Source organism: Streptomyces sp. NPDC049954 (genome assembly GCF_040656295.1).
Classification (GTDB): domain Bacteria; phylum Actinomycetota; class Actinomycetes; order Streptomycetales; family Streptomycetaceae; genus Streptomyces.
In genome coordinates, this window is the sequence record NZ_JBFALS010000001.1 from 550,363 (window position 1) to 573,158 (window position 22,796).

Genomic DNA, 22,796 nt, shown 5'->3' on the forward strand with positions numbered 1-22,796 from the left:
CCGGCTGAGGCAGGTCGCCGCGGCCGTACGCCCGAGGAGGGGCCCGGCCGCCTCCCCCGCCGCCTCAGGCGCCGCCCGTCGCCGTGGCCGTGACCGCCGTCCGGTCCTCGGCCGCCCCGGTGACCACCGGCTCCTCGGGGTCGCGTGCCCGGCGCTTGGCGATGACGGCGCACACCATCAGCTGCATCTGGTGGAAGACCATGAGGGGCAGGACGGCGAGGGAGGCCTGGGCCCCGAACAGCACGCTCGCCATGGGCAGGCCCGAGGCGAGCGACTTCTTGGAGCCGGCGAACTGGATGGCGATGCGGTCGCCCCGGCCGAAGCCGAGCCGGCGCGCCCCGTACCAGGTCGCGACGAGCATCACGGCGAGCAGCAGGGCCTCGACGACCAGCAGCCCGGCGAGGTGCCCGACGGTGACCTGGTGCCAGATGCCCTTGACCACGCCCTCGCTGAAGGCCGTGTAGACGACGAGCAGGATCGAGCCGCGGTCGACGTAGCCGAGGATCTTCTTGTGCCGGGTGAGGAAGCCGCCGACCCAGCGGCGCAGGAACTGCCCGGCGAGGAACGGGACCAGCAGCTGCACGACGATCTTGCCGAGCGCGTCGAGGGAGAAACCGCCGGCGCTGCTGCCGAGCAGCCCCGCCGCGAGCAACGGGGTCAGCACGATGCCGAAGAGGGACGAGAAGGAGCCGGCGCAGATCGCGGCGGGCACGTTGCCGCGCGCGATCGAGGTGAAGGCGATCGAGGACTGGATCGTCGAGGGCACCAGCGTCAGGAAGAGGAAGCCGCGGTACAGGTCGGGGCTGAGCAGGAGTGGCTGGAGGCCCCGCGCGGCCAGGCCGAGCAGCGGGAAGGCGACGAAGGTGCAGACCAGCACGGCGAGGTGCAGACGCCAGTGGCGCAGCCCGTCCATCGCCTCCCGGGTGGACAGCCGCGCCCCGTACAGGAAGAACAGCAGCGCCACGGCGCCCGTCGAGGTCCCGGAGGCGACGTCCGCGGCCGTACCTCTCGCGGGAAGCAGGGAGGCGAGGACGACGGTGCCGATCAGGGACAGGATGTAGGGGTCGACCGGCATCCACGACGGCCAGCGCAGGCGTTTCATGTGCTCCATACTCTCGGCTCGGTTCGGTGCCCCCTGCATCGTCCCTCGTCCGGCAATGATCGGGAAACCCGTATACCGCTCTCACTGTCATCACGCTTCGCGATAACGTGGGCGGAATGTACGACCCGGTGCGACTGAGGACCTTTCTCGCGGTGGCGCAGACGCTGAGCTTCACCCGCGCGGCCCATCGGCTGTCGGTGCGGCAGTCGACGGTGAGCCAGCACGTACGGCGGCTGGAGGAGGAGACGGGCCGCCCCCTGTTCAGCAGGGACACGCACTCCGTGGAGCTGACCGAGGACGGGGAGGCGATGCTCGGTTTCGCGCGCCGCATCCTGGAGGTGCACGAGCAGGCGAGCGCGTACTTCACCGGGACCCGGCTGCGGGGCCGGCTGCGCTTCGGGGCCTCGGAGGACTTCGTGCTGACCCGGCTGCCGGAGATCCTGGAGTCCTTCCGCCGCGACCACCCCGAGGTGGACCTCGAACTGACGGTGGAGCTGTCGGGCACCCTGCACGAGCGGCTGGCCGCCGGGAAGCTCGATCTGGTGCTCGCGAAGCGGCGGTCCGGCGAGACGCACGGCGAGGTGGTGTGGCACGACCGGCTGGTGTGGATCGGGGCGCGGCGGCTGCGGCTCGACCCGGACCGCCCGGTGCCGCTCATCGTCTATCCGCCGCCGGGCATCTCGCGGGACCGGGCGCTGGGGGCACTGGAGCGGGAGGGCCGCGCCTACCGGGTCGCGTGCACGAGCGGGAGCCTGAACGGCCTGATCGCGGCGGCCCGCGCGGGCCTCGGTGTGATGGCGCACTCCCGGGGGCTCGTCCCGCCCGGTCTGGTGCGGGTGACGGAACGCTCCGGGCTACCGGAACTGGGCGCGGTGGACTTCGTCCTGCTGCACGGCACGAGACGCCCCTCGTCCCACGAGGCGGCCCAGGCCCTGGCCTCGGCCATCCTCTCCAGCGGCGACCACCTGCACACCGGCCCACCCACCGCCGACACGCTCCCCACCCCGTCCGGCATCAACCCTCCCACCCCGCCCGACACCACCTTTCCCACCCCGCCCGACACCACCTTTCCCGGCCCGTCCGGCACCATCCTTCCCGGCCCGTCCGGCGCTTGAGGACGAGGCCACCGGCCCGCACCCACCCCCGGCAACCACCCCGAGGAGCAGCCCGTCCGGCGCTTGAGGACAAGGCCGAAGGCCGATCCCCGGCCCCCACCTTCCGTAAGGATTCCGTGGAGGTTACCCAACCGAAACTTACTCCCCGGTCAGTATTCACTCCCCAAGCGCTCCGCATTCACTCCACATTCTGTCCCGCCCGCCCCCTTGTGCCCCCATTTCACCCGCCTGACCAGGGCATATGCGCACCCCGTACGGAGAAGTCCGGACCATCCCCGGCGCTCCACCACTGGGGTAGCGTCACCGGCGCTGTACGCAGCGCCACCCGGCGACTGTCGTGCACGGCGCCACGAGGAGCAGCATTGCGCGAGTTCAGTCACCCTCCGCTGACCACGGCGCGGCCGGTGGGCGGCCTCGCCGACTCCGTGTTCGACCATGCCCTGGCCGACCCGGGGAAGATCGTCATGAACCGTAGGCGCGGAGACCGCTGGCGGGACGTGACAGCCGCCCGCTTCCGCGACGAGGTGATGGCGGTCGCGAAGGGACTGCTCGCGCAGGGCGTCCGCTTCGGTGACCGGGTCGCGATCATGGCCCCCACCCGGTACGAGTGGACGCTGATCGACTTCGCGCTGTGGACCGTCGGCGCCCAGGTCGTGCCCGTCTACCCCACCTCCTCGGCGGAGCAGGTGTACTGGATGCTGCACGACGCGCAGGTCGCCGCGGCCATCGTCGAGCACGAGGACCATGCCATGACGGTCGGTTCGGTGGTCGACCGGCTGCCGCACCTGCGCCGGCTGTGGCAGCTGGACGCGGGCGCCGAGCAGGAGCTCATGGCGGCGGGTGAGCAGGTCGAGGACGAGGTGGTGCACCGCCACCGGCGCGCGGTGACCCCCGACTCGGTGGCGACCGTCATCTACACCTCGGGCACCACCGGCCGCCCCAAGGGCTGCGTACTGACGCACGGCAACCTGATGTTCGAGGCGGACACCCTGCTGGACCGCTGGGACGCGGTGTTCCACCCCCGGCGCGGGGAGGACGCCTCCACCCTGCTGTTCCTGCCGCTCGCGCACGTCTTCGGCCGGGTGGTGCAGGTCGCCGCGGTACGCGGCGGGGTGCGTTTCGGGCACCAGCCGCGGCTCAACGCCTCGGCGCTGATGCCGGACCTGGTGGCGCTGCGCCCGAGCTTCGTGCTGGCGGTGCCGTACATCTTCGAGAAGATCCACCGCGCCGCGGTGCGCAAGGCGGAGGCGGAGGGCCGGGGCGCGGCCTTCGCGAAGGCCGTCGACGTCGCGGTGCGCTACGCCGAGGCGCAGGAGGCGCGGGCCTTCGGCACCGGTTCCGGTCCCTCGGCGCAGTTGCGGATGCAGCACCAGCTCTACGACAAGCTGGTGTACACGAAGGTGCGCGAGGTGCTGGGCGGCCGGATGCGGTACGCGATGTCGGGCGGCTCGGCCATGGACCGTCGGCTGGGGCTGTTCTTCGCCGGGGCCGGCGTCACGATCTACGAGGGGTACGGGCTCACCGAGTCGACGGCCGCGGCGACCGCGAACCCCCCGGGCCGGCCCCGGTACGGGACGGTGGGGCAGGCCATTCCCGGGACCACGGTGCGGATCGCGCGGGACGGCGAGGTGTGGCTGCGCGGTGAACACGTCTTCCAGGGCTATCTGAACACGCCCCGCAGCGGGCACACGGCCCTGCGCGAGGGCTGGCTCGCGACGGGGGACCTCGGTGCGCTCGACGAGGACGGCTACCTCACGATCACCGGCAGGAAGAAGGAGATCCTGGTGACCTCGGGCGGCAAGAGCGTGTCGCCCGGGCCGCTGGAGGACCGGGTGCGTGACCATCCGCTGGTCGCGCAGTGCGTGGTGGTGGGCAATGACCGGCCGTACATCGCGGCGCTGGTGACCCTGGACGCGGAGGCGGTCGCGCACTGGCTGGAGATGCGCGGGAAGCCGCAGGGGGAGCCCGCCGCGCTGGTACGCGATCCGGAGCTGGAGCGGGAGGTGCGGCGCGCGGTGGTGGCCGCCAACACGCAGGTCTCGCAGGCCGAGTCGATCCGCACCTTCCGTATCCTGGCGCAGCAGTTCACCGAGGAGCAGGGGCTGTTGACGCCCTCGCTTAAGGTCAAGCGCAAGGCCGTCGAGCAGACCTACGCCCGGGAGATCAAGGCCCTGTACCACTCCTGAGGACACGGCCGGCCACCTCGCGTCGCGGAAGGTGCCGGGGGCGGGAATGGTGCGCGCCGGGGGCTCGTTAAGGTCGTGGAGTACTGACGACACCTGGGTGCGGCACGGTTCCACGCACCGCGTGGCGCACCGGCCGGCCCGGGTCCATCCCCAGGTTTAAGGATCGACTGAAGCAGTGAGTTCCCACAACGAGGTCCCCCGCATCACTCTGAACAACGGCGTCGAGATCCCGCAGCTCGGTTTCGGCGTGTGGCAGGTGCCCGACGAGGAGGCCGCCGCCACGGTGGGCCTGGCTCTGGAGGCCGGCTACCGCAGCATCGACACGGCGGCGATCTACGGGAACGAGCGGGGCACGGGGGCGGCCATCGCGGCGTCCGGTGTCGCCCGTGACGAGCTGTTCGTCACGACCAAGCTGTGGAACGCGGAGCAGGGTTACGACTCGACGCTGCGCGCGTTCGACGCCTCCCTCGACAAGCTGGGTCTCGACTACGTGGACCTGTACCTGATCCACTGGCCGACCCCGGCCCAGGACAGCTACATCGACACGTACAAGGCGTTCGAGAAGATCCTCGCGGACGGCCGGGCCCGGTCCATCGGCGTCTCCAACTTCCTTCCCAAGCACCTGGAGCGGCTCATCGACGCCACCTCGGTGGTGCCGGCCCTCAACCAGATCGAGCTGCATCCGCAGCTCCAGCAGGGCGAGTCGCGCGCCTTCCACACCGAGCGGGGCATCGCGACCGAGGCGTGGTCGCCGCTGGGGCAGGGCAAGGGTCTGCTGGAGGTGCCCGCGCTGGTCGCCATCGCGCAGAAGCACGGGCGCACCGCGGCGCAGGTGGTGCTGCGCTGGCACCTGCAGCTGGGCAACGTGGTGATCCCGAAGTCGGTGACGCCCGCTCGCATCAAGGAGAACTTCGACGTGTTCTCCTTCGAGCTGGACGACGAGGACATGGCCGCGATCGGCGCCCTCGACGAGGGCCGTCGTCTGGGCGGGCACCCGGACGAGGTCAACTGACCCGCGCGGGACTTCCACGGCGCCGTCGCTCCGCCCGGGGCGGCGGCGCCTTCGTCGTTCAGCGGTTGCGTCGGCGCAGGGCGAGGAAGGTGAAGGTGGGTTCGGCGCGTGGGCGGGAGGGGTCGGGCAGCGCTTCGAGGCGTTCGGCGAGCGGGACGCCGCCCTCGGCGTACAGGCTGCCCTCCCGGACGCGGGCGGCGAGGGCGAGCGGGGTGCGGCCCTGGCCGTGCCCGGTGAACCGGGCGGTTCTGACCGGGCGCAGCCCTTCGGCGGCGGCGAGCGCGGTCACCCGGCCCGCCCCGTCGGGGAGTTCGGCGGGCCGGTAGGGGGCGATCAGCGCGTCGATGTCGCTGTCGACGGCGTGCGCGGCGGCCTTGTCGACCGTGGTGACGAACACTCCGCCGGGGCGCAGGACCCGGGCGGCCTCCGCGATGACGGGCGCCGCGTCGTCGAGCAGGTTGAGCAGCCACACGGCGGTCACGGCGGGCACCGAGGCGTCGGCGAAGGGCAGCGCTCTCGCGTCGGCGCGCACCACGGCGTCCAGCCGCCCTCCCGCCCGGGCGAGCATCCCGGCGGACAGGTCGACGCCGAGGACGGTGCGGCCGCGTTCGCGCAGACAGCCGCCGACGATCCCGGTGCCGCAGGCCAGGTCGAGGACGGTGGTGTGGTGCCCGGGCAGGAGGCCGTCCAGGGCCTCGGCGGCCGCGCGGGCTCTCGGCAGACCGCCCCGGCTCCCGTCGTAGCGTTCCGCTTCCCGGTCGTAGTCGAGCACGGCGCCTCTCAGCCCCGCGCCCCGTGCGCGGCGGAGAGGTCCTCCACGCGCCGGGCGAGGGTGAAGTCGAGCTGGGTGACGACCCCGCCCACGCTGTGCGTGCAGGTGGACAGTTCGACGGTGTTGTAGCCGAGCGTCGTGTCCGCGTGGTGGTCGAGTTCCTCCTGGACGGCCGCGATGTGGGCGACGAGCGCGGCGGCGGCCATGTGGGAGGGCAGCCGGTACATCCGGCTGAGGGCGTCGTCCGCGAGGGACCAGCCGGGCAGTTCGGTCAGGCGCCGCTCGATCTCCTCGGCGGACAGCGGTTCCACGGGCACGGAGGTCTCCTCGGTCGGGACGTAGGCGCAGGGGCGTAGGCGCTTCGGGGCGGAATCAGCCTGCCACAGCGAGGGCCGGTGCGCGGGAACCCGCTGGTTCGCCGCGCACCGGCTCGGGTGCGTCGCTCGCTCCCGCCGTCAGCGGGTCACGCGGAGCGTCGCGCTGCGCTCCTGGCCGTTGACGGTGACCGTGAGCCGTGCGGTGCCCGGACGCAGGGCGGTCAGGGTGCGGGTGGCCGGGTCGTAGGCGGCGACGTGCCAGGGGCGCGCGTGGGCGGCGGGCCCGACGTACAGGTTCGCGGAGCCGCTCCAGTCGGCGCTCAGCGGCCAGGCCACCGGGACCTGGCGTCCGGCCTGGGTGACGGTCGCGGCGACGGTCTGTCGCGTGCCGCGCGGCAGGGTGGCCGGGGTGTCGAGGCTCAGGGCGTCGACGTGGGCGCGGGTCTGCGCGCCGATCCAGCCGTCCGGGAGCCGGCCGCCGTGCCCGGAGCGGTCCACGCCGAGCAGGGACCAGCCGGTGAAACCGCCCTCCTCGGGCGGGGTCGACGGGTTCTTCCCCGAGTTGCCGTTGATCAGGTACGGGACGCCCTCGGCGTGCGAGGCGTGGAAGGTGCCGACGTGGCCGCCGACGAAGGCGACGCCCTTTCCGCTGGCGCGGCGGAAGCCGGCGAGCCAGGTCTCCAGCAGGGCGGCCTCCTTGCGGTCGCCGAGCTGGCTGCCCTTCTGCGGGGTGGGGTCGCGCGGCGGTACGTGCTCGACGACCACGACGGAGTCGACGGAGCGGTCCTTCGCGGCCTTGTCGAGTTCGGTGCGCAGGCGGGTGAGCTGCGGGAAGTCGCTCGCGCGGATCCCGAGGCGGGAGGTGTCCAGGGTGAGGAAGCGGGTGCCCTTGTGGTCGAAGACCTGCTGGGCCGGGCCGAACTCGGCGGTGAAGTTCGCGATGGAGCCGCCCATCACCTCGTGGTTGCCCGGCACGTAGTACCAGGGCAGGGCGTCGCCGAGTTCCTCGTTCAGGACGCGGTGGGCGAAGGCGAGGTCCTCGGGTGAGCCCTCGTCCACGAGGTCCCCGTTGACGATGAGGAAGTCGGGCCGGGCGGCCTTGATCTCGCGCAACGTACGCCGGGCCTGGCGAACGATGTCGCTGTCCGGTTCGCGGGCCACGAACTGGGCGTCGGACATGACGGCGAAGCGCCAGTCCTTGCCGGCGACGTCCTGCGCGCTCGTGATGAGCGGATCGGCGTACGGCGCGGTGTGCGGCAGTCCGACGTCCGGCGGGACCTGGGCGACGAGGTCGTCGAGGACGATCTCCCCGGTGTACTGGGCGCTCGCGTCGGTCTCCGCGAGGTAGAAGCGCGAGACGGTCACGGGATAGGCCACCGACGGGGGCACGGGGAAGGTGACCTGTTTCCAGCCGGTCCAGTCGATGTAGGGGCCGCGCAGGAGCTGGTCGGTGCCGGTGGCGTCCTTGAGGTGCAGGGTGGCCCAGGCGCCGTGTCCGTCGCCCTTGACCCACAGGGTGAAGGCCTGCGGCTGCCCGGGGACGGCGAGGGGCCGGGGCGGGCTGACGTAGGCGGCGCGGGTCGCGGTCGACTGAGTGAAGTCGTAGGTGAGGCCGAGCGCGGTGCCGGTGTGCCCTTCGGTGACGGGTTCGAGGGAGCCGGCGGCGCGGGCCTGGCTGAAGGTCCAGTCGGCGGCGTCGTCGAAGCCGGCGAGGGCGCGGTCGCTGAGCCCGACGGAGACGGCGAGGGTGGTGGAGTGCCCGGCGGCGGTCGCGGTCACGGTCCCGGCGGCGCCGTCGCGGCGGGCGCCGACGGTGAAGCCCTCCTCGGTCGGCTTGACGGTGAACAGCTCGTGGTCGTACGTGAGATGGACGTCGTCCGGCTCGACCGGCGCGCTGTCGCCCTGGGCGTCGAGACCGGTGAGGGCGAAGTCGGCGGTGGCCTTCACATCGGGCAGGGAGAGGCGCTGGGTGCCGGCCTGGAGGCGGTCGAGCGGGCCGAGGACGGTGAGCGCGGTGCTGCCGGTGGCGTGGCCGCGCCGGGCGAGGACCTCGGTGCGGCCGGTCTTCGCCGGGGCGTGGAAGACGCCGTCGCGCCCGATGCGGCCGGGGCCGCGCACGCTCCACGTCGGCGCGCCGCCGGCGGGACCGTACGTCTCGTCGTAGCCCTCGGCGGTGAGCCTGCGGGTCAGCCCGGGGAAGACCCTGTCGGGGTGGCCGCCCGCGACGGGGTCGGCGGTGGCGGCGGTGCGGGCGTCCATGGCGGTGCCCACCCAGTAGCCGGTGAGCCTGCCGCTGCCGTCCGGGGCGGTGAGCACGAGGCCGTTGGGCACCTCGCGTTCGCTGCCGTCGGAGGGCTGGTTCTCGACCTGGAGGCGGTCGCTGCCGGGGGTGCGGGCGAGCAACGTGGAGGAGCCGCCGCCGTCGAGGTTGATGGCGTTGTAGGCCCCCGACTTCTTGAGCATCAGGCCGAGTTCGGTGAGCGTGACGCCGCCGCTGTCGGCCTGCCGCCCGTCGACGGTGACGAGGTGCATCTCGCGTCCGTCGCGCGAGAAGCCGACGGCGGTGCGCGGCGCGGTCACGTCGTTGCCCTCGCCGGTGTGGTCGACGGGCTTCCCGTCGGTGACGAGGTACTCGTTGGCGCCGATGGCCTCCTGGGGCAGGTCGCCGCTGCCCGTGCGCGGGTGGTAGGCCCAGCTGACGGGGGCGCCGGTGGGCAGGGCGGTCAGGGCGTCGGCCCCGCTGCCCGCGCCGACCAGGGCGGTCGCGCCCTCGGGGAGGCGGCCCTTGCCGGGGGTGTGCGCGGGGCCGGTGGTGCGGCCGTCGACGACGGTGACCTCGGCGGTCCGGGAGGAGCTGTTGACGGTGAGGGCGCGGTCGGCTGCGCCCCACTGGGCGGTGTAGGCGCCGACGCCGTTCGCGGGAACGTTGGCGGCGTTGAGCGCGGCGAGCGGGCGACTGCCGCCGGGCAGCGTCAGCGTGCCCTCGAAGTACAGGTCGAGGACGCGGCCCGCCTCACCGGGCCCGAAGCCGACGGCCCGCGTGTGGCCGGGGTCGGGCGAGTTGACGACCTGTCCGCCGTCGAGGCCCGAACCCTGGGGCGCGCCCGTCTCGTTGATGTCGAAGAAGTCCCCGTTGATCGCGGCGACGGTACGGCGCCCCGGCCCCGCGTCGTGCCCGGCGGCCAGTTCGGAGACGGGGGCCCGCTCGGTGACGCCGCCCTCGGGGTGCAGGTACTGGGCTTCGACGCCCTTGCCGAGGTCGACGGACAGCTCGTCGACCCGCAGCCACTTGTCGCTCTCCAGCCGGTCGTACGAGGTGAGTTCGGCCCCGGGCGCGACCGGCCGCGAGGTGCGCGCCGTCTCCAGCCCGTCGCCCTGCGGGTACGACAGGACGGAGGGCGTCCCCCGGCTGTCGAGGGGGCCGCTGGCGGCGGGCGGCGCGACGGGGTGGGCCTGTACGGCGTCGGGCCCGCCTGCTGGGCCGGCGGCGACCCCGAGGCCGGCCCCACCGGCGAGCAGCGTCGCCGAGAGGGCCAGGACGGTCAGCGGTCTGGACAGGACAGGACGTGGCACGGGAGTTTCCCCTTCACCGGGCGGGACGACGACTACCGCTCCAGAGTGACCCGCCCACCCCAACCGCACCAGAGGCCACAACGGCGGGAGGGGGAACGGTTCGTGAAGGTGGACCTGGGAGGTGTCCGCCGTCGCACCGCCCCTTCCGGTGCCCCGGGCCCACCAGCTCGTACGGCCCGGAGGGCGCGGCCACGCTGTACGGCGACCCGCTGGGGGTTCCCACGGACGTCCTGCCGGGCGCGGGCTACGGGGCGTGGGACTCGGTGCTGGAGTGGCGTGTGGGGGGCGGGGCGGCTCTCGTCCCAGGCGAGAGGGCCGGTGACCGGCGCGGGACCGCTCAGTGACCCACCGGCACCGCCCGCGACCACAGCTCCTCCGCGTGCTCCGCGAACCGGTCGAACATGCCGCCGTCCGCCGCCCGGTGCAGGTGCAGGAGCGGCGAGTCGTGGCCGACGAGACGGGCCAGGTGCGGAGTGACGAGAGCGTCGTGGTCGAAGCGGAAGACGCTGAGGCTCACGTGGTTGACGGCGTCCTCGGGAGCGGTGAACCGCGCCTCCACGCCGGGCACGGTCCCGAGCTTGTCCAGATACTCCAGAGTGATCCTGATCCGCGTGGAGACCGACAGCGCCACGTCCTCGATCGCTTCGCGGGCCCTGGTCACCTCACCGTTCGGGTCTCCCAGGAGGAAACGCACCCGGCACCCGGTACGCGCCTTGCGCAGCAGCAGTTCGGAGAACCGGGGAATCTGCGACCACAGGAAGTACGAGGTGTATCCGGCGAAGAACAGCTCGCCCTCGGCGGCATGCAGCAGGTCCGCCCAGACGGTGTTCGGGCACGCCGACCGGTACGGGTAACTGTGCACCAGTTCCCGGTCGTTGCCGGTCTTGATCTTGTTCTTCACTGCCTGCGGCCACAACACGTCTTCGTCCACCCCAAGAGCCTCAGCGGCGTCGGCCCGGTTCCTGGCGTGGGGCACGAGCCCCGGGTCGGCCAGCCAACGCTCAATCGTCTTCCCCGTCACTCCTACACGAATCGCCAACTTGCGTGTCGTGAGGCCAGTCGTGTTCATAGCCGACCGTAGCTCGTTATTCAAGATCTCCCCCGAGGACATTTGGGCCTTCTGGTGACCTTAATGGCAGACGGTCCGAACGTCCTGACTTTCGGTCACAAAACGTCCCTGCGGGTGAGCCAGCATCCTGAGCATGATCTCGCACAACAACAACCTCACCGACCCCCGCCGCTACGTCCCACCGCCCCCGGAACCGGGTTGCGCCACGTGTTGCGCCTACGACCGTCGGCGGACCTTCGCGCAGGAGGCCGGGGATCTCAGTGCGGCCACGGATTTCAGTGTCCTGATCGGCCGGCATCCGCATGGGGACGGGCCGGAGGAGCGGCGATGACGGACAGCCCGCCCAGGAGGGCCGTGCTCACGCTCCGTGTGTCGACCGACTCCGGGCGGACCTGGTCGCCCGTCAGGGAGATCCGGGTCGGGGACCGGGGGCCCGGGGCTCCTGCGCCGCTCACCATGGCGTGGCCGCCCTGCCGGTGCCCGAGGTGCCGGTAGGGCGGTCTCGTACGGCAGTTGGGTGCACGGCGGCCCCGGACCGGGAGGTCCGGGGCCGTCGGCCGGCCGGGGCCGGGAGGTGCCTGGTGGCGGTCAGCCGAGCTTCGCCGTCAGGGTGATCGTCGTACCGGTGAGGGCCTGGCTGACGGGGCAGTTGGCCTTCGCGTCGTTGGCGGCGGCGGTGAAGGCGGCCTCGTCGATGCCGGGGACGGTGCCCTCGACGATCAGGTGGATGCCGGTGATGCCGGTGCCCGGCTGGAAGGTCACATCCGCGCTGGTGAGCAGGCGGGTGGGCGGGGTCCCCGCCTTGGCGAGGCCGTTGGAGAGGGCCATCGAGAAGCAGCTGGAGTGAGCGGCGGCGATCAGCTCCTCCGGGCTGGTCTTCCCGTTCGCCTCCTCGGCGCGGGAGGGCCAGGACACGGCCTGGTCGCCGATGCCGGAGGAGTCGAAGGTGACGGTGCCCTTGCCCTTGAGCAGGTCGCCTTCCCAGACGGTGTGCGCGGAACGGGTCGTTGCCACGGTGCGAGTCCTTTCACGATGACGGGACCGGCCCCGGAGTGGGACGGACCCGGGGCCCATCCGATCACATGCGGGGCCTCACGCGCTCTCGGCGTCGGTCTCCCGCGGCCGTGTGCCCTCCCCCGGGGGCCTCGGCGTGGCCTCCCGCGGGGCGGAGGCCACCCGCAGCGCGACCGGGACCTGCGGCCCCTCGCCCTCGCGCAGCCAGCGGCGCAGCACCCGGTGGACCTGTTCGGCGCCCACGAGTTCGGCGCCCTCGACAACCGGTTCCGACAGGACCACCGGGGACAGCAGGAAGGGCCGCGACTGGTCGCCGCCGAGACCGCCGTGCGAGCCGATCTGCTCCTCGAAGGCCAGTACCTCGCCCTCCGCCGGGTCGTACCAGGAGTTGACCATGATGTCGGCGCAGTGCGGAAAGGTGTCGGTGCGCGCGACGGCGGCGGCCGCGCCCGGACCGAAGTCGGCGAGCGGGCCGAGGCCCGCCGGGTCCTCCGTCCCGTCGAGGCGGTCGAGCCGCACCTCGGCCCCGTTCGCGCCGAGGACGACGCCGCCGTGCTCGGCGTCGCGCACGAGCAGGAAGCCGACGCCCGGGTGGTTGGCGAGGGTGGACAGCAGGGCGGGGTGGCGGCGGTCGATCTCCTGGCGGGTCATCCGGTGCGGGACGTCGGGGAAGGACACCAGGCCCAGGTTGCCCGAGGCGAGGACGACCGGGTCCGAGCGGCGCGGGGAGGAGCGGTGGCCCTCGGCGCGCTCCTCGACGGGGCGGTGCAGCGCGGTCCGCACCGCCGAACGGGCCTCGGCCCCGCTGTGCGTGTGGCCCGCCTTGCGCGGCACGGGCAGTCCGCAGCCGGCCCGGACGAGTTCGGCGAGGGTCAGTCCGTAGCGGCCCCGGAAGGTCTCGCCGGGGCTCTGGCCGTGGTCGGAGAGGACCACCATGCGGTAGGGGCGCGGGGCGTGTTCGGCGACCTTGCAGATGAGCGCGAGGGACCGGTCGAGGCGGGCGAGCACCTTCTCCGCGTCCCGGCTGCGCGGCCCGGAGTGGTGGGCGACCTCGTCGTACGCCACGAGGTCGGCGTAGACGGCGGTGCGGCCCGCGAGCATGTCGCCCACGACGGCCGAGACGACGACATCGCGTTCGACGACCGTGGCGAAGGCCCGGATGAAGGGGTAGAGGCCGCCACGTCCCATCCGGGGCCGTTCCTTGCGCAGCCTGGCGCGGGTGGACTGCGTCATCTCGCGCAGGACCTCGGCGGCGAAGGACAGCGCGGTGCGCACGGCGTTCGCGGGGTCGCTGAAGTACGCGAAGTAGCCGGCCCTGGACCGGTTGTCCCGGCCCCGGCGCACGGCGACGGACAGGACGAGGGCGAGTTCGTCGGCGCCGCCGCTGAACAGGTTGCCCCGGCTCGCCCCGTCCAGGCTGAGCAGTCCTCCGTCGCCGGTGCGCTCGATGGCGCGGCGCTGGAGTTCGGCGGCGCTCGCGGGGCGGTTGGAGACCACGACCTCGCGGGTCTCCTTCTCGTACCAGCGGAACGCGGGCGCGTCGAAGTTGCTGCCGTGCAGGATGCCGAGCTGGCTCGCGCCGGTCTGGCTGGACCAGTCGGTGCGCCAGGGGGTGAGCCGGTGGCTGGGCAGCCCGCCGAGCATCTGCGCGACGGTCGGCATGAGCCCCTTGCCGACGGCGTCCAGGAGCACGTCGTGGCCGACGCCGTCGAGCTGGAGGAAGACCGTGCCGGGGGTGACGGGGCCGGCGTGCGGTTCGCGGCGGGCGCGGCGGTCGGCGAGCCGGTAGAGGCGTCTGCGGTAGGCCGCGTCGTCGCGTACGGCGAGCGCTCCCCCGGTCGCGGAGGCGACCGCCGACATGACGGCGGCGACGACCACCGCGGTCTCCGGGTTCACCTCGCCGCGGCCGTGCGGCACGATCCGCAGCGCGAGCAGCAGCAGCGAGCCGTTGAGGAAGAAGACGAGGACCGCGAGGACGAAGGCCGGGACGAGCAGCAGGGTCCGCACCAGCAGGGGCCACACGAGCGCGCCGAGCAGGCCGAAAGCCCCCGCGCCGAGGGCCGCCGTCATGGCGATGCGGGTGGCGCTGTCACCGTCCGGGGACTGGAGCTGGAAGTCCGGGAGGACACCGGCGAGCACCATCATCGTGAGCGTGCTCACGCCCCACACCGCGACCATCCGCCACAGAGCGCTGCCGGCCCTCCGCCATCGCTCCTCGTTCACAACCGCTGCTCACCTTTTCGCTCCACGGTCCGCGCACCGTGCCCTCGGACCGCCTCCACCCTCGCACACCGATTCCCCACGCGAACGGGACATCCCGGATTGTGACCTGGGAGGCCGCCGCGTCGTGACCTGCGGGGCCGGGGAGGGACCGGAGAACGGCCGGGGCGCGGCCCGGCCCGGTTCAGCAGCCGTCGTAGCCGGCCGTCGGCATGGAGAGCCTGCGGTGGATACGGGCCTTGTGCCCCGGGTCGTAACGCGGCTCGGGCCGGTCGGCGAAGGCGAGGGCCACCGAGCGCCGGGCGCACTGCGCGCGGAACTCCTCGGCCGGGTGCACGGCCCGGTCGAGCGCGGCGGGACTCGCGACGACGAACACGTCCACCTCGCCCGCGTCGACATCGCTCCACAGCAGCGGGTGGAGCGGGTCGAGCCGGTGCCCGAGGATCTCCTGGGTGACGCGGTGGCCGGCCTCGGCGGCCCAGTCCGCGCAGTGCGCGAACTGGCTGCGGATGTCGACGAGGTACGGCTCGGCGTCCAGCCGCTCCAGCGGTACGAGCGCCGCGAGGGCGGCCGCCCGCAGGCCACGGGGCGCCTGGTCCGGGCGGCTTCGGGTCGTCTCCCGTGCCCGGGGCGTGGCCGCGCCGCCGCTGCCGGCCTCGGTGGAATGCGTCACGGCTCTCCCCGCTGTCGCAGCCGGGGCCCCGCCCCCCCGTGGCCCCGGCCTGTGGGCCGCCGACATTACTAGAGCCCGTACGCTCGGGGCACGGGCCCGGATACGGCGGGCTGTGGAGGGAAGGGGAGCGGGACCGGTGGAGATCACCTGGTGGGGCCACGCCACCTGCACCGTCGAGGACTCGGGGACGCGTGTGCTGACCGATCCGGTGCTCGTGCGGCGCCTGGCCCACCTGCGGCGCCGCAAGGGCGCGTTGCCGCCCGCGACGGCGCTGCGCGTGGACGGGGTCCTCGTGTCGCACCTGCACTCCGACCACCTGCACGTCCCCTCTCTCGCGCGCCTGGCCCCCGGCATCCCGCTGCTGTTGCCGAAGGGCGCGCGGCGGTCCGTTCCCGGTCTCGGCCGGCGCCTGCGGCACCTGGAGCTCACCGAGGTCGCCCCGGGTGACGAGGTGCGGATCGGGCAGCTGACGGTGCGGGCGGTGCCGGCCCGGCACGACGGCCGGCGGCTGCCGGTGGGCCCGCAGCGCTCCCCCGCCCTCGGCTACGTCGTGTCCGGACAGGCGCGCACCTACTTCGCCGGGGACACCGGACTGTTCGAGGACATGGCCAAGGAGGCCGGGCCGGTCGACATCGCGCTGCTCCCGGTCGGCGGCTGGGGACCGGGGCTCGGTCACGAGCATCTGAACCCCGAGCGGGCCGCGCGGGCGCTGAGCGCGATCGGACCGCGCAGCGCGGTCCCGGTCCACTACGGCACGTACTGGCCGATCGGCATGGCGGGGGTGCGGCCGCACGAGTTCCACACGCCGGGCGAGGAGTTCGTACGCCAGGCCGCCCGGCTCGCCCCCGAGGTGTCGGTGCATCTGCTCGGGCACGGCGAGAGCGTGCGCCCCGAGGTCGCCCGGTGATCCCGCCGCTGCACCGGGGCGGCCTGCTGCTCGCGGTCGCCGCCGACAAGGTGCCGGGCGTCACGCAGCAGGCGGTGGGCTATCCGACGCTGTTCGTGCTCGTGATGCTGGGCGCGCTCGTCCCCGTCATCCCCACCGGTGTCCTCGTCAGCTCCTCGGCCGTGGTCGCCTTCCACCAGAGCCTCCCGTTCCCGCTGCTCATGGTCTTCGCCTCGGCCGCGCCGGCCGCGTTCCTCGGGGACGTCGCGCTGTACTGGCTGGGGCAGCGCGGGATGCGCTCGGAGCACGGTTCGCGGTGGCTGAACGCGCTGCGCGACAGGGCGCCCGCCGACCGGCTGGAGCAGGCGCGCCACAAGCTCGACGACAACAACGTCATGGTCCTGGTCCTGTCGCGGCTCGTCCCCGGCGGACGGATTCCGGTCATGCTGGCCTGTCTGCTCGCGCAGATGCCGATGCGCACGTTCGTCCGGGGCAATCTTCCGGCGTGCGTGGCCTGGGCGGTGACGTACCAGCTCATCGGCATCCTGGGCGGTTCGCTGTTCCCCGAGCCCTGGCAGGGCGTGGTGGCGGCGATCGCCGTGACCCTGCTGATCAGCGGCGGCCCCTCGCTGTGGCGCCGGCTGCGCAGGCGCGGCTCCGAGACGGGCGAGGCGCGGGCGTGAGACGCCACCGGGACGTGTGACGCCCGTCTACAGCGTGCGGGAGCCGCCCACCGGGAGGTCCCACAGGTCGGCGCGGTCGCGGCCGGCCGCGCGCCAGGCCGCCCGGGTGCGCAGCAGCGGTTCCAGCACGGGTTCCGAGGACAGCAGGAACGTGCCCCAGTGCATGGGCGCCATCCGGCGCGCGCCGAGGTCCTCGACGGCGCGGACCGCCTCCTCCGGGTCGCAGTGCACGTCGCGCAGCCACCAGCGCGGGTCGTACGCGCCGATCGGCATGAGCGCGAGGTCGATCCCGGGGTGTCTGCGGCCGATCTCCGCGAAGGCCGGTCCGTATCCGGTGTCGCCCGCGAAGTAGACGCGTCTGCCGCCGGGCGCCGTCATGACCCAGCCGCCCCACAGCGTCCGGCAGGTGTCGCGGACCCCGCGTTTGGACCAGTGGTGCGCCGGTACGAAGTCGAAGCGGACGCCGCCTACCTCGGCCGCCTCCCACCAGTCGAGGTCGGTGACGCTCGTGAACCCGCGCCGTCGGAACCAGCCGCCCAGCCCGGCGGGCACGAGGACGGGGGTGGAGCGGGGCAGGCGTTTGACGGTGGGCGCGTCGAGGTGGTCGTAGTGGTTGTGGCTGAGCACGACGGCGTCCACCCGGCCCAGCGCGCTCCACGGGACACCGACGGGGGTGACGCGGGCGGGCGTGCCGAGGATGCGGCGGGACCACACGGGGTCGGTGAGGACGGTGAGCCCGCCGATGCGCACGACCCAGGTCGCGTGGCCGACCCAGGCCACGGCGACCGTGCCGGGGGCGGCCTCGGGCAGCGGCTGCGGGGCGTAGGGCAGCCGGGGGATGTCCGCGAGGCCCTCGGCCCGGGGGCGTACGGCGCCTTCGCGCAGCAGCCGGGCGTAGGCGCGCAGTCCGGGCAGCGGGGCGCCGAGCCGGTCGGCGAAGGTCTGCGGCCAGCGACGGACCTCGCCGAGCGGACGGGGCGCCGCCGCTCCGGAGAGTGTGCGCAGCCCGGTCGGCGAGGCGCCGGGAGCCGTGGGAGCGTCCGGTGGCGGCGCGGGCCGCGAGCCCCCTGCCGGGGTGCGGCCCTCGTCGGGGTCCCGCGTCGCTTCCGGCTGAGGGCCGGTCGGCGGCTGCGCGTTCATCGGTGCGGCTCCCTTCGGTGCGCCCGGCCGCCGCGCGCGTCGCTGTCGGCTGCGCGCGCTTCGGCCCCGGCCTGCGTGACGGCCCTTTCGCCCGGCTCGGCGCCCTCGCCGGCCGCCAGAGCGTCGAAGACCGCTGCGAACATGCTCAACGCTCGGTCCGCACCGGGCAATTCGAGGGGCTCCGACGCGGTGAGGGACGCGGCCCGGCCCTCCCTGGTTGAGCGCAGTAGCGACGCGGTCGACACGCGGACGCGCAGGGCTGTCAGTTCGTCGCCGAAGCGGTGTCCGCCGGGCACCGGCATGCCGAGCCGTTCGCCGAGGTGGAGCTCCAGGTCCCGCGCGTCGGCCACGCCCCGGGCGGCCAGCGGGGCGCGCAACGGTTCGAGATCGACGTACAGGCAGCGGCCGGCGCGCGGCGGCAGGGCCAGGGCCCCGGCGGCGCGGACCGCGCGGTGGGCGGCGCGGGCGAGCGCCCCGTGGGTGCGGTTCACGGCGCGCAGCCGGGAGGTGGCCTCGGCCGGCTCGGTGAGCGCGTGAGCCGCCGCGGCGGCGAGGGGCCCGGCCAGCGGGGCGCCCTGCGCGCTGAGCGCGTCAAGGGTGTGCTCGCGCAGTGCGGCACCGGCGGCGCCGGCCGGGAAGCGGGCGACGGCGGCGGGCCAGTCGGCCGGCAGGAACGCGCCCGCCAGGTCGGTCAGGACGACGACGCCCTCCGGGTGGATGGCGGCCGGGCTCAGCAGGGCGGGCGCCGCGGGGTCGTGGACGGTGTCGCGCCAGGTCTCGTCGCTGAGAACGGTGAGCCCGGTGTCGGCGGCGGCCCGCAGCACCTCGTCCAGCGCCTCGGGTTCGGGCAGGGTCCCGGTGGGGTCGTCGGCGACGGACACGATCAGCAGCCGGGGATCGCCGCCCTCCGCGCGGACCCGGCGGACCGTCTCCAGGAGGGCGTACGGGTCGGGGACGCCGCCGGACTCGGCGGGCGCCGGTACGGGGTACGCGGTGCGGCCGAGGAGACGGACCCCGGGGGCCCACCAGGCGGCGCAGGGCCGGGGGACGAGGACGTCGCCGCCGGTCGCGGCGGCCAGGGCGAGCAGGAGGGCGGGGCCGCCGGGGGCGGCGACCGTCTGCGCGGGCGCGGTGGTCAGTCCGCGGCGCGCCCAGTAGTCGCAGGCGGCGGTGGGGAGGCCGGCGGCGGCACGGGACGGGCCGGCGCCCAGGGCCGCGATGAGTCCGGGAAGCGCGGGCAGGCCGGAGTCCGGCGACGGCGCGCCGGGCCGTCCGTACGAAGGGTCCGCCATGCCGCTCCTGCTTCCGCGGGTCGAACGGTTCGGGTACCACCTTGCCGTACGGCCGCGGGCCCCGCCCCTCCAGTTTCGCGGCCTGCGGCCGGCGGGTGTCCTCAAACGCCGGACCGGCTGGAAGATTGTCCCGCTGCCTCGGGTGTCCTCAAACGCCGGACGGGCTGGCAAACGTGCCGGGCGGGTTGGACAGTGCCGGACGGCTGAAAAGCCCCGGGTGGGCGCAAATCCAGCCCGTCCGGCGTTTGAGGACAAGCGCCTCAGGCGCGTTACAGCCCGTCCGGCGCTTGAGGACGAAGTGGCAGGCCGCAGGCCGCCACCCCCGCCACCCCCTCAGTGCCGAGCGCGAGCGACCCGCCGCTCGTCCCACACCGGCTCCGGCGTCTCCCGGACCCGGCCGTCCTGGCCGAAGACGAGGAAGCGGTCGAAGGAGCGGGCGAACCAGCGGTCGTGGGTGACCGCGAGCACGGTGCCCTCGAACGCCTCCAGCCCCTCCTGGAGGGCCTCCGCGCTCTCCAGGTCGAGGTTGTCGGTCGGTTCGTCGAGCAGGAGCGCCGTGCAGCCGGCCAGTTCGAGCAGGAGGATCTGGAAGCGGGCCTGCTGGCCGCCGGACAGCCGCTCGAAGCGCTGCTCGGCCTGCTGGGTCAGCTCGTAGCGGCGCAGCAGGGACATGGCCGCGCCCTTGTCCTTCGCGTGTTCGCGCCACAGGATGTCGAGCAGGGTGCGGCCCCGCAGCTCCGGATGGGCGTGGGTCTGCGCGAAGTGCCCCGCGACGACGCGTGCGCCGAGCTTCCAGAGCCCTTCGTGGGCGACCTCGCCGCCAGCGAGCAGCCGCAGGAAGTGGGACTTCCCCGAGCCGTTCGAGCCGAGGACCGCGACCCGCTCGCCGTAGAAGACCTCCAGGTCGAAGGGTTTCATCAGGCCGGACAGCTCCAGGCCCTGGCAGGTGACGGCGCGCAGCCCGGTGCGGCCGCCGCGCAGCCGCATCCGGATGTCCTGCTCGCGCGGCGGCTCCGGCGGCGGTCCGGCCTCCTCGAACTTGCGCAGCCGGGTCTGGGCGGCGCTGTAGCGCGAGGCCATGGCGGGGCTGTTCTCGGCGGCTTGGCGCAGGTTCAGCACGAGCGTCCTGAGCTGTGCGTGCTTCTCGTCCCAGCGCCGGCGCAGTTCCTCGAAGCGGGCGAAGCGCTCCTTGCGGGCCTCGTGGTAGGTGGAGAACCCGCCGCCGTGCACCCAGGCGTCGGCGCCAGCGGGGCCGGGTTCGACGCTCACGATGCGCTCGGCGGCGCTGGAGAGCAGTTCGCGGTCGTGGCTGACGAAGAGGACGGTCTTGCGGGTCTCGCGCAGTCGCTCCTCCAGCCAGCGCTTGCCCGGGACATCGAGGTAGTTGTCCGGTTCGTCGAGCAGCAGGACCTGGTCGGTGCCGCGCAGCAGCGCCTCCAGGACGAGCCGCTTCTGCTCTCCGCCCGACAGGGTGCGCACCTGGCGCCACTGCGCCGTGTCGTAGGGGATGCCGAGCGCGGCGACGGTGCACACGTCCCACAGGGTCTCCGCCTCGTAGCCGCGTACCTCGGCCCAGTCGGAGAGGGCCTGGGCGTAGGCGAGCTGGGCGGACTCGTCGTCCACGGTCATGATCGCGTGCTCGGCGCGGTCGACGGCCCGGGCGGCCTCCCGGATGCGCGGGCCGGATACCGAGACCAGCAGGTCGCGGACGGTGCTCTCGTCGCGTACGGAGCCGATGAACTGCGGCATGACGCCGAGGCCGCCGCTGACCGTGACCGAGCCGCCGTGCGGTTTCAGCTCACCGGACAGGAGTTTGAGCAGCGTCGTCTTGCCCGCGCCGTTGGGGCCCACGAGGGCGGCTGCCACCCCTTCGCCGACGCGGAACGAGACGTCCCCCAGCAGCGCCCGCCCGTCGGGCAGGTAGTACTCCACGTGTGCTGCTTCGAGATGTCCCATGGCCGCATTGTCGTCGGCCGGACGAGTGGCGGGCAAACCTGTTTCCCGCGCGCCGCCGCCGGTCAGCAGGGGTGATCGGGGCGGGGCGGGGTACGTGTGCGCCATGTCTCCCGACGTCGACCTCACTCCGTCCCCGGCCGCCAGGATCGCCGAGTCGCTGCGGGGCCCGCGCCCGGGGCCCGTGCTGCGGGACCGGCTGACCGCACTCGACATGACCGTGTTCAAGGCCGCGGCGGCGCACCGCTGGCCGGGGGCGGAGCAGGTACTGCCCCGGCTCAGCCGCGCCGCCAACCACGGGGTGCTGTGGTGCGCGGTGGGCGCGGCGCTGGCCGCGACCGGTTCGCCGCGGGCCCGGCGGGCGGCGGTGCGCGGGCTCGCCTCGCTCGCGCTGGCCTCCGCGACGGTCAACACGGTGGGCAAGCGTTCGGTGCGCCGGGCCCGCCCGATACTGGACACGGTGCCGCTCGTGCGGCAGCTCAAGCGGCAGCCGGTCACGACCTCCTTCCCCTCCGGGCACGCCGCCTCCGCCGCCGCCTTCGCCACGGGCGTGGCCCTGGAGTCGCGGGGCTGGGGCGCCGCCGTCGCGCCGCTCGCCGCCTCGGTGGCCGCCTCCCGGGTCTACACCGGGGTCCACTATCCGAGCGACGTCCTGGCGGGTGCGGCGCTGGGCGCGGGTGCGGCGCTCGCCGTACGGGGTCTCGTACCGACCCGCAGTCAGCTTCCCGCTCCCGGGCGGCCCATGGTCGGCGCGCCCGAACTGCCGCGCGGAGCGGGCCTGGTCGTCGTCGTGAACACCGGGGCCGGCTCCCCCGACCGGGTCCGCTCGCTCAAGGACGCGCTCCCGGAGGCGGAGATCGTCGAGTGCGAGGGCGAGGCGCTGCCCGAGGAGCTGGAGAAGGCGGCGTCCCGGGCCCGGGCGCTCGGCATCAGCGGCGGCGACGGTTCGCTCTCCACGGCGGCCACGGTGGCGCTGCGGCACGGTCTGCCGCTCGCGGTCCTGCCGGGCGGGACGCTCAACCACTTCGCGTACGACCTCGGGATAGAGGATCCGCGTGACACCTACCGCGCCGTGGAGCGCGGCGAGGCCGTGTCGGTGGACGTGGGACGCTTTCGCACCGACTGCCGGGGCGAGGGCGAGGGCATGACCGAGGGGATCTTCCTCAACACCTTCAGCCTCGGGGTGTACCCGGAGCTGGTGCGGGAGCGGGAGCGCTGGTCGGGGAAGGTCGGCGGGCGGCTCGCCGACGTCGTGGCCGCGCTGCACGTGCTGCGCCGCGACCATCCGCTGCACGCGGACATCGGCGGGCACCGCGAGCCGATGTGGCTGCTGTTCGCGGGCAACGGCATCTACAGCCGGCCCGGGCTGACGGCGGGCCGGCGCATCGACCTGGCCGACGGGCTGCTCGACGTCCGCACCGTGCACGGAGGACGTCTGCCGGGGGTGCGGCTGCTGGGCGCGGCGCTCGCGGGCCCGCTGTCCCGGTCCCCGTTCCACGCGGCGCAGCGCCTCAAGCGGCTGCGGGTCGAGGGCATCGAGCCGGGCACCCCGCTCGCCCACGACGGGGAGATCAGCGAGGCGGGCGGCACCGTCGAACTCGACAAGCTGCACGAGGCGCTGACGGTGTACCGGCCGCTCGTGATCTGATCCGTCCCCGCGCCGCACCGCCCTCCGCCCCCACACTCCCCCATCTCACATATCAATACGGGCGTCTCAACACTCGACATCGCGGCGTACGGTGATCGCACGAGCCAGGCAGCGGCCGCGCGGTCGCCGTAGGCCGTTTTC

General features: G+C 73.9%; 18 protein-coding genes. 7 read left to right on the plus strand and 11 right to left on the minus strand.

What is annotated here, in order from left to right:
• Positions 1-64: 64 nt before the first annotated feature.
• Entirely contained in the window at positions 65-1,102 is a 1,038-nt protein-coding gene (locus AB0J21_RS02325; protein WP_363143864.1) for a bile acid:sodium symporter family protein, read from the minus strand.
• 116 nt (positions 1,103-1,218) lie between these two features.
• Here AB0J21_RS02325 and AB0J21_RS02330 point away from each other — a divergent pair, with 116 nt between their 5' ends.
• The 3 genes from AB0J21_RS02330 (at position 1,219) to AB0J21_RS02340 (ending at position 5,415) form a co-directional block, all read left to right on the plus strand.
• Positions 1,219-2,217, plus strand: coding sequence for a LysR substrate-binding domain-containing protein (locus AB0J21_RS02330; RefSeq protein WP_363143865.1), 999 nt, complete (start codon positions 1,219-1,221; stop codon positions 2,215-2,217).
• Positions 2,218-2,579: 362 nt separating this feature from the next.
• Positions 2,580-4,403: a long-chain fatty acid--CoA ligase gene (locus AB0J21_RS02335; protein ID WP_363143866.1), complete on the plus strand. Its 1,824-nt coding sequence runs from the start codon at positions 2,580-2,582 to the stop codon at positions 4,401-4,403.
• Positions 4,404-4,578: 175 nt separating this feature from the next.
• Complete coding sequence (locus tag AB0J21_RS02340; RefSeq protein ID WP_363143867.1) at positions 4,579-5,415, plus strand: aldo/keto reductase; 837 nt, start codon at positions 4,579-4,581, stop codon at positions 5,413-5,415.
• Between the two features lie 58 nt (positions 5,416-5,473).
• Here AB0J21_RS02340 and AB0J21_RS02345 read toward each other — a convergent pair whose 3' ends face one another.
• The 4 genes from AB0J21_RS02345 to AB0J21_RS02360 all read right to left on the minus strand — a co-directional run bounded on the left by AB0J21_RS02345 (position 5,474) and on the right by AB0J21_RS02360 (position 11,008).
• A complete protein-coding gene (locus AB0J21_RS02345; protein ID WP_363143868.1) occupies positions 5,474-6,187 on the minus strand; it encodes a class I SAM-dependent methyltransferase in 714 nt (237 codons plus the stop codon).
• 8 nt (positions 6,188-6,195) lie between these two features.
• A complete protein-coding gene (locus AB0J21_RS02350; RefSeq protein WP_363143869.1) occupies positions 6,196-6,504 on the minus strand; it encodes a 4a-hydroxytetrahydrobiopterin dehydratase in 309 nt (102 codons plus the stop codon).
• A 138-nt stretch (positions 6,505-6,642) separates the two neighbouring features.
• Positions 6,643-10,077 carry a phosphodiester glycosidase family protein gene (locus AB0J21_RS02355; protein ID WP_363143870.1) on the minus strand — a complete coding sequence of 1,145 codons (3,435 nt, stop codon included), beginning with the start codon at positions 10,075-10,077 and terminating at the stop codon, positions 6,643-6,645.
• A gap of 337 nt (positions 10,078-10,414) precedes the next feature.
• A complete protein-coding gene (locus AB0J21_RS02360) occupies positions 10,415-11,008 on the minus strand; it encodes an XRE family transcriptional regulator (RefSeq protein WP_363143871.1) in 594 nt (197 codons plus the stop codon).
• A 271-nt stretch (positions 11,009-11,279) separates the two neighbouring features.
• Here AB0J21_RS02360 and AB0J21_RS02365 point away from each other — a divergent pair, with 271 nt between their 5' ends.
• Positions 11,280-11,477: a hypothetical protein gene (locus AB0J21_RS02365; protein ID WP_363143872.1), complete on the plus strand. Its 198-nt coding sequence runs from the start codon at positions 11,280-11,282 to the stop codon at positions 11,475-11,477.
• Between the two features lie 257 nt (positions 11,478-11,734).
• Here AB0J21_RS02365 and AB0J21_RS02370 read toward each other — a convergent pair whose 3' ends face one another.
• The 3 genes from AB0J21_RS02370 to AB0J21_RS02380 form a co-directional block, all read right to left on the minus strand.
• The gene (locus tag AB0J21_RS02370) at positions 11,735-12,160 is read right to left on the minus strand and encodes an OsmC family peroxiredoxin (RefSeq protein WP_363143873.1); all 426 of its coding nucleotides are present in this window, start codon (positions 12,158-12,160) and stop codon (positions 11,735-11,737) included.
• Positions 12,161-12,238: 78 nt separating this feature from the next.
• A complete protein-coding gene (locus AB0J21_RS02375; RefSeq protein WP_363143874.1) occupies positions 12,239-14,383 on the minus strand; it encodes a phage holin family protein in 2,145 nt (714 codons plus the stop codon).
• Between the two features lie 181 nt (positions 14,384-14,564).
• Complete coding sequence (locus AB0J21_RS02380; RefSeq protein WP_363144084.1) at positions 14,565-14,960, minus strand: hypothetical protein; 396 nt, start codon at positions 14,958-14,960, stop codon at positions 14,565-14,567.
• A gap of 229 nt (positions 14,961-15,189) precedes the next feature.
• Here AB0J21_RS02380 and AB0J21_RS02385 point away from each other — a divergent pair, with 229 nt between their 5' ends.
• Positions 15,190-15,960: an MBL fold metallo-hydrolase gene (locus AB0J21_RS02385; RefSeq protein ID WP_363143875.1), complete on the plus strand. Its 771-nt coding sequence runs from the start codon at positions 15,190-15,192 to the stop codon at positions 15,958-15,960.
• Between the two features lie 23 nt (positions 15,961-15,983).
• Positions 15,984-16,622: a VTT domain-containing protein gene (locus AB0J21_RS02390; protein WP_363144085.1), complete on the plus strand. Its 639-nt coding sequence runs from the start codon at positions 15,984-15,986 to the stop codon at positions 16,620-16,622.
• Between the two features lie 27 nt (positions 16,623-16,649).
• Here the strand turns inward: AB0J21_RS02390 and AB0J21_RS02395 are convergent, their stop codons facing one another.
• The 3 genes from AB0J21_RS02395 to AB0J21_RS02405 all read right to left on the minus strand — a co-directional run bounded on the left by AB0J21_RS02395 (position 16,650) and on the right by AB0J21_RS02405 (position 21,010).
• Positions 16,650-17,762: an MBL fold metallo-hydrolase gene (locus AB0J21_RS02395; protein WP_363143876.1), complete on the minus strand. Its 1,113-nt coding sequence runs from the start codon at positions 17,760-17,762 to the stop codon at positions 16,650-16,652.
• Entirely contained in the window at positions 17,759-19,054 is a 1,296-nt protein-coding gene (locus AB0J21_RS02400) for an aminotransferase class I/II-fold pyridoxal phosphate-dependent enzyme (protein ID WP_363143877.1), read from the minus strand. Before AB0J21_RS02400 ends, AB0J21_RS02395 begins: the two co-directional genes overlap by 4 nt.
• 333 nt (positions 19,055-19,387) lie before the next feature.
• Positions 19,388-21,010 carry an ATP-binding cassette domain-containing protein gene (locus AB0J21_RS02405; protein WP_363143878.1) on the minus strand — a complete coding sequence of 541 codons (1,623 nt, stop codon included), beginning with the start codon at positions 21,008-21,010 and terminating at the stop codon, positions 19,388-19,390.
• 103 nt (positions 21,011-21,113) lie between these two features.
• Here AB0J21_RS02405 and AB0J21_RS02410 point away from each other — a divergent pair, with 103 nt between their 5' ends.
• Entirely contained in the window at positions 21,114-22,655 is a 1,542-nt protein-coding gene (locus AB0J21_RS02410) for a phosphatase PAP2 family protein (protein WP_363143880.1), read from the plus strand.
• Positions 22,656-22,796: the final 141 nt, after the last annotated feature.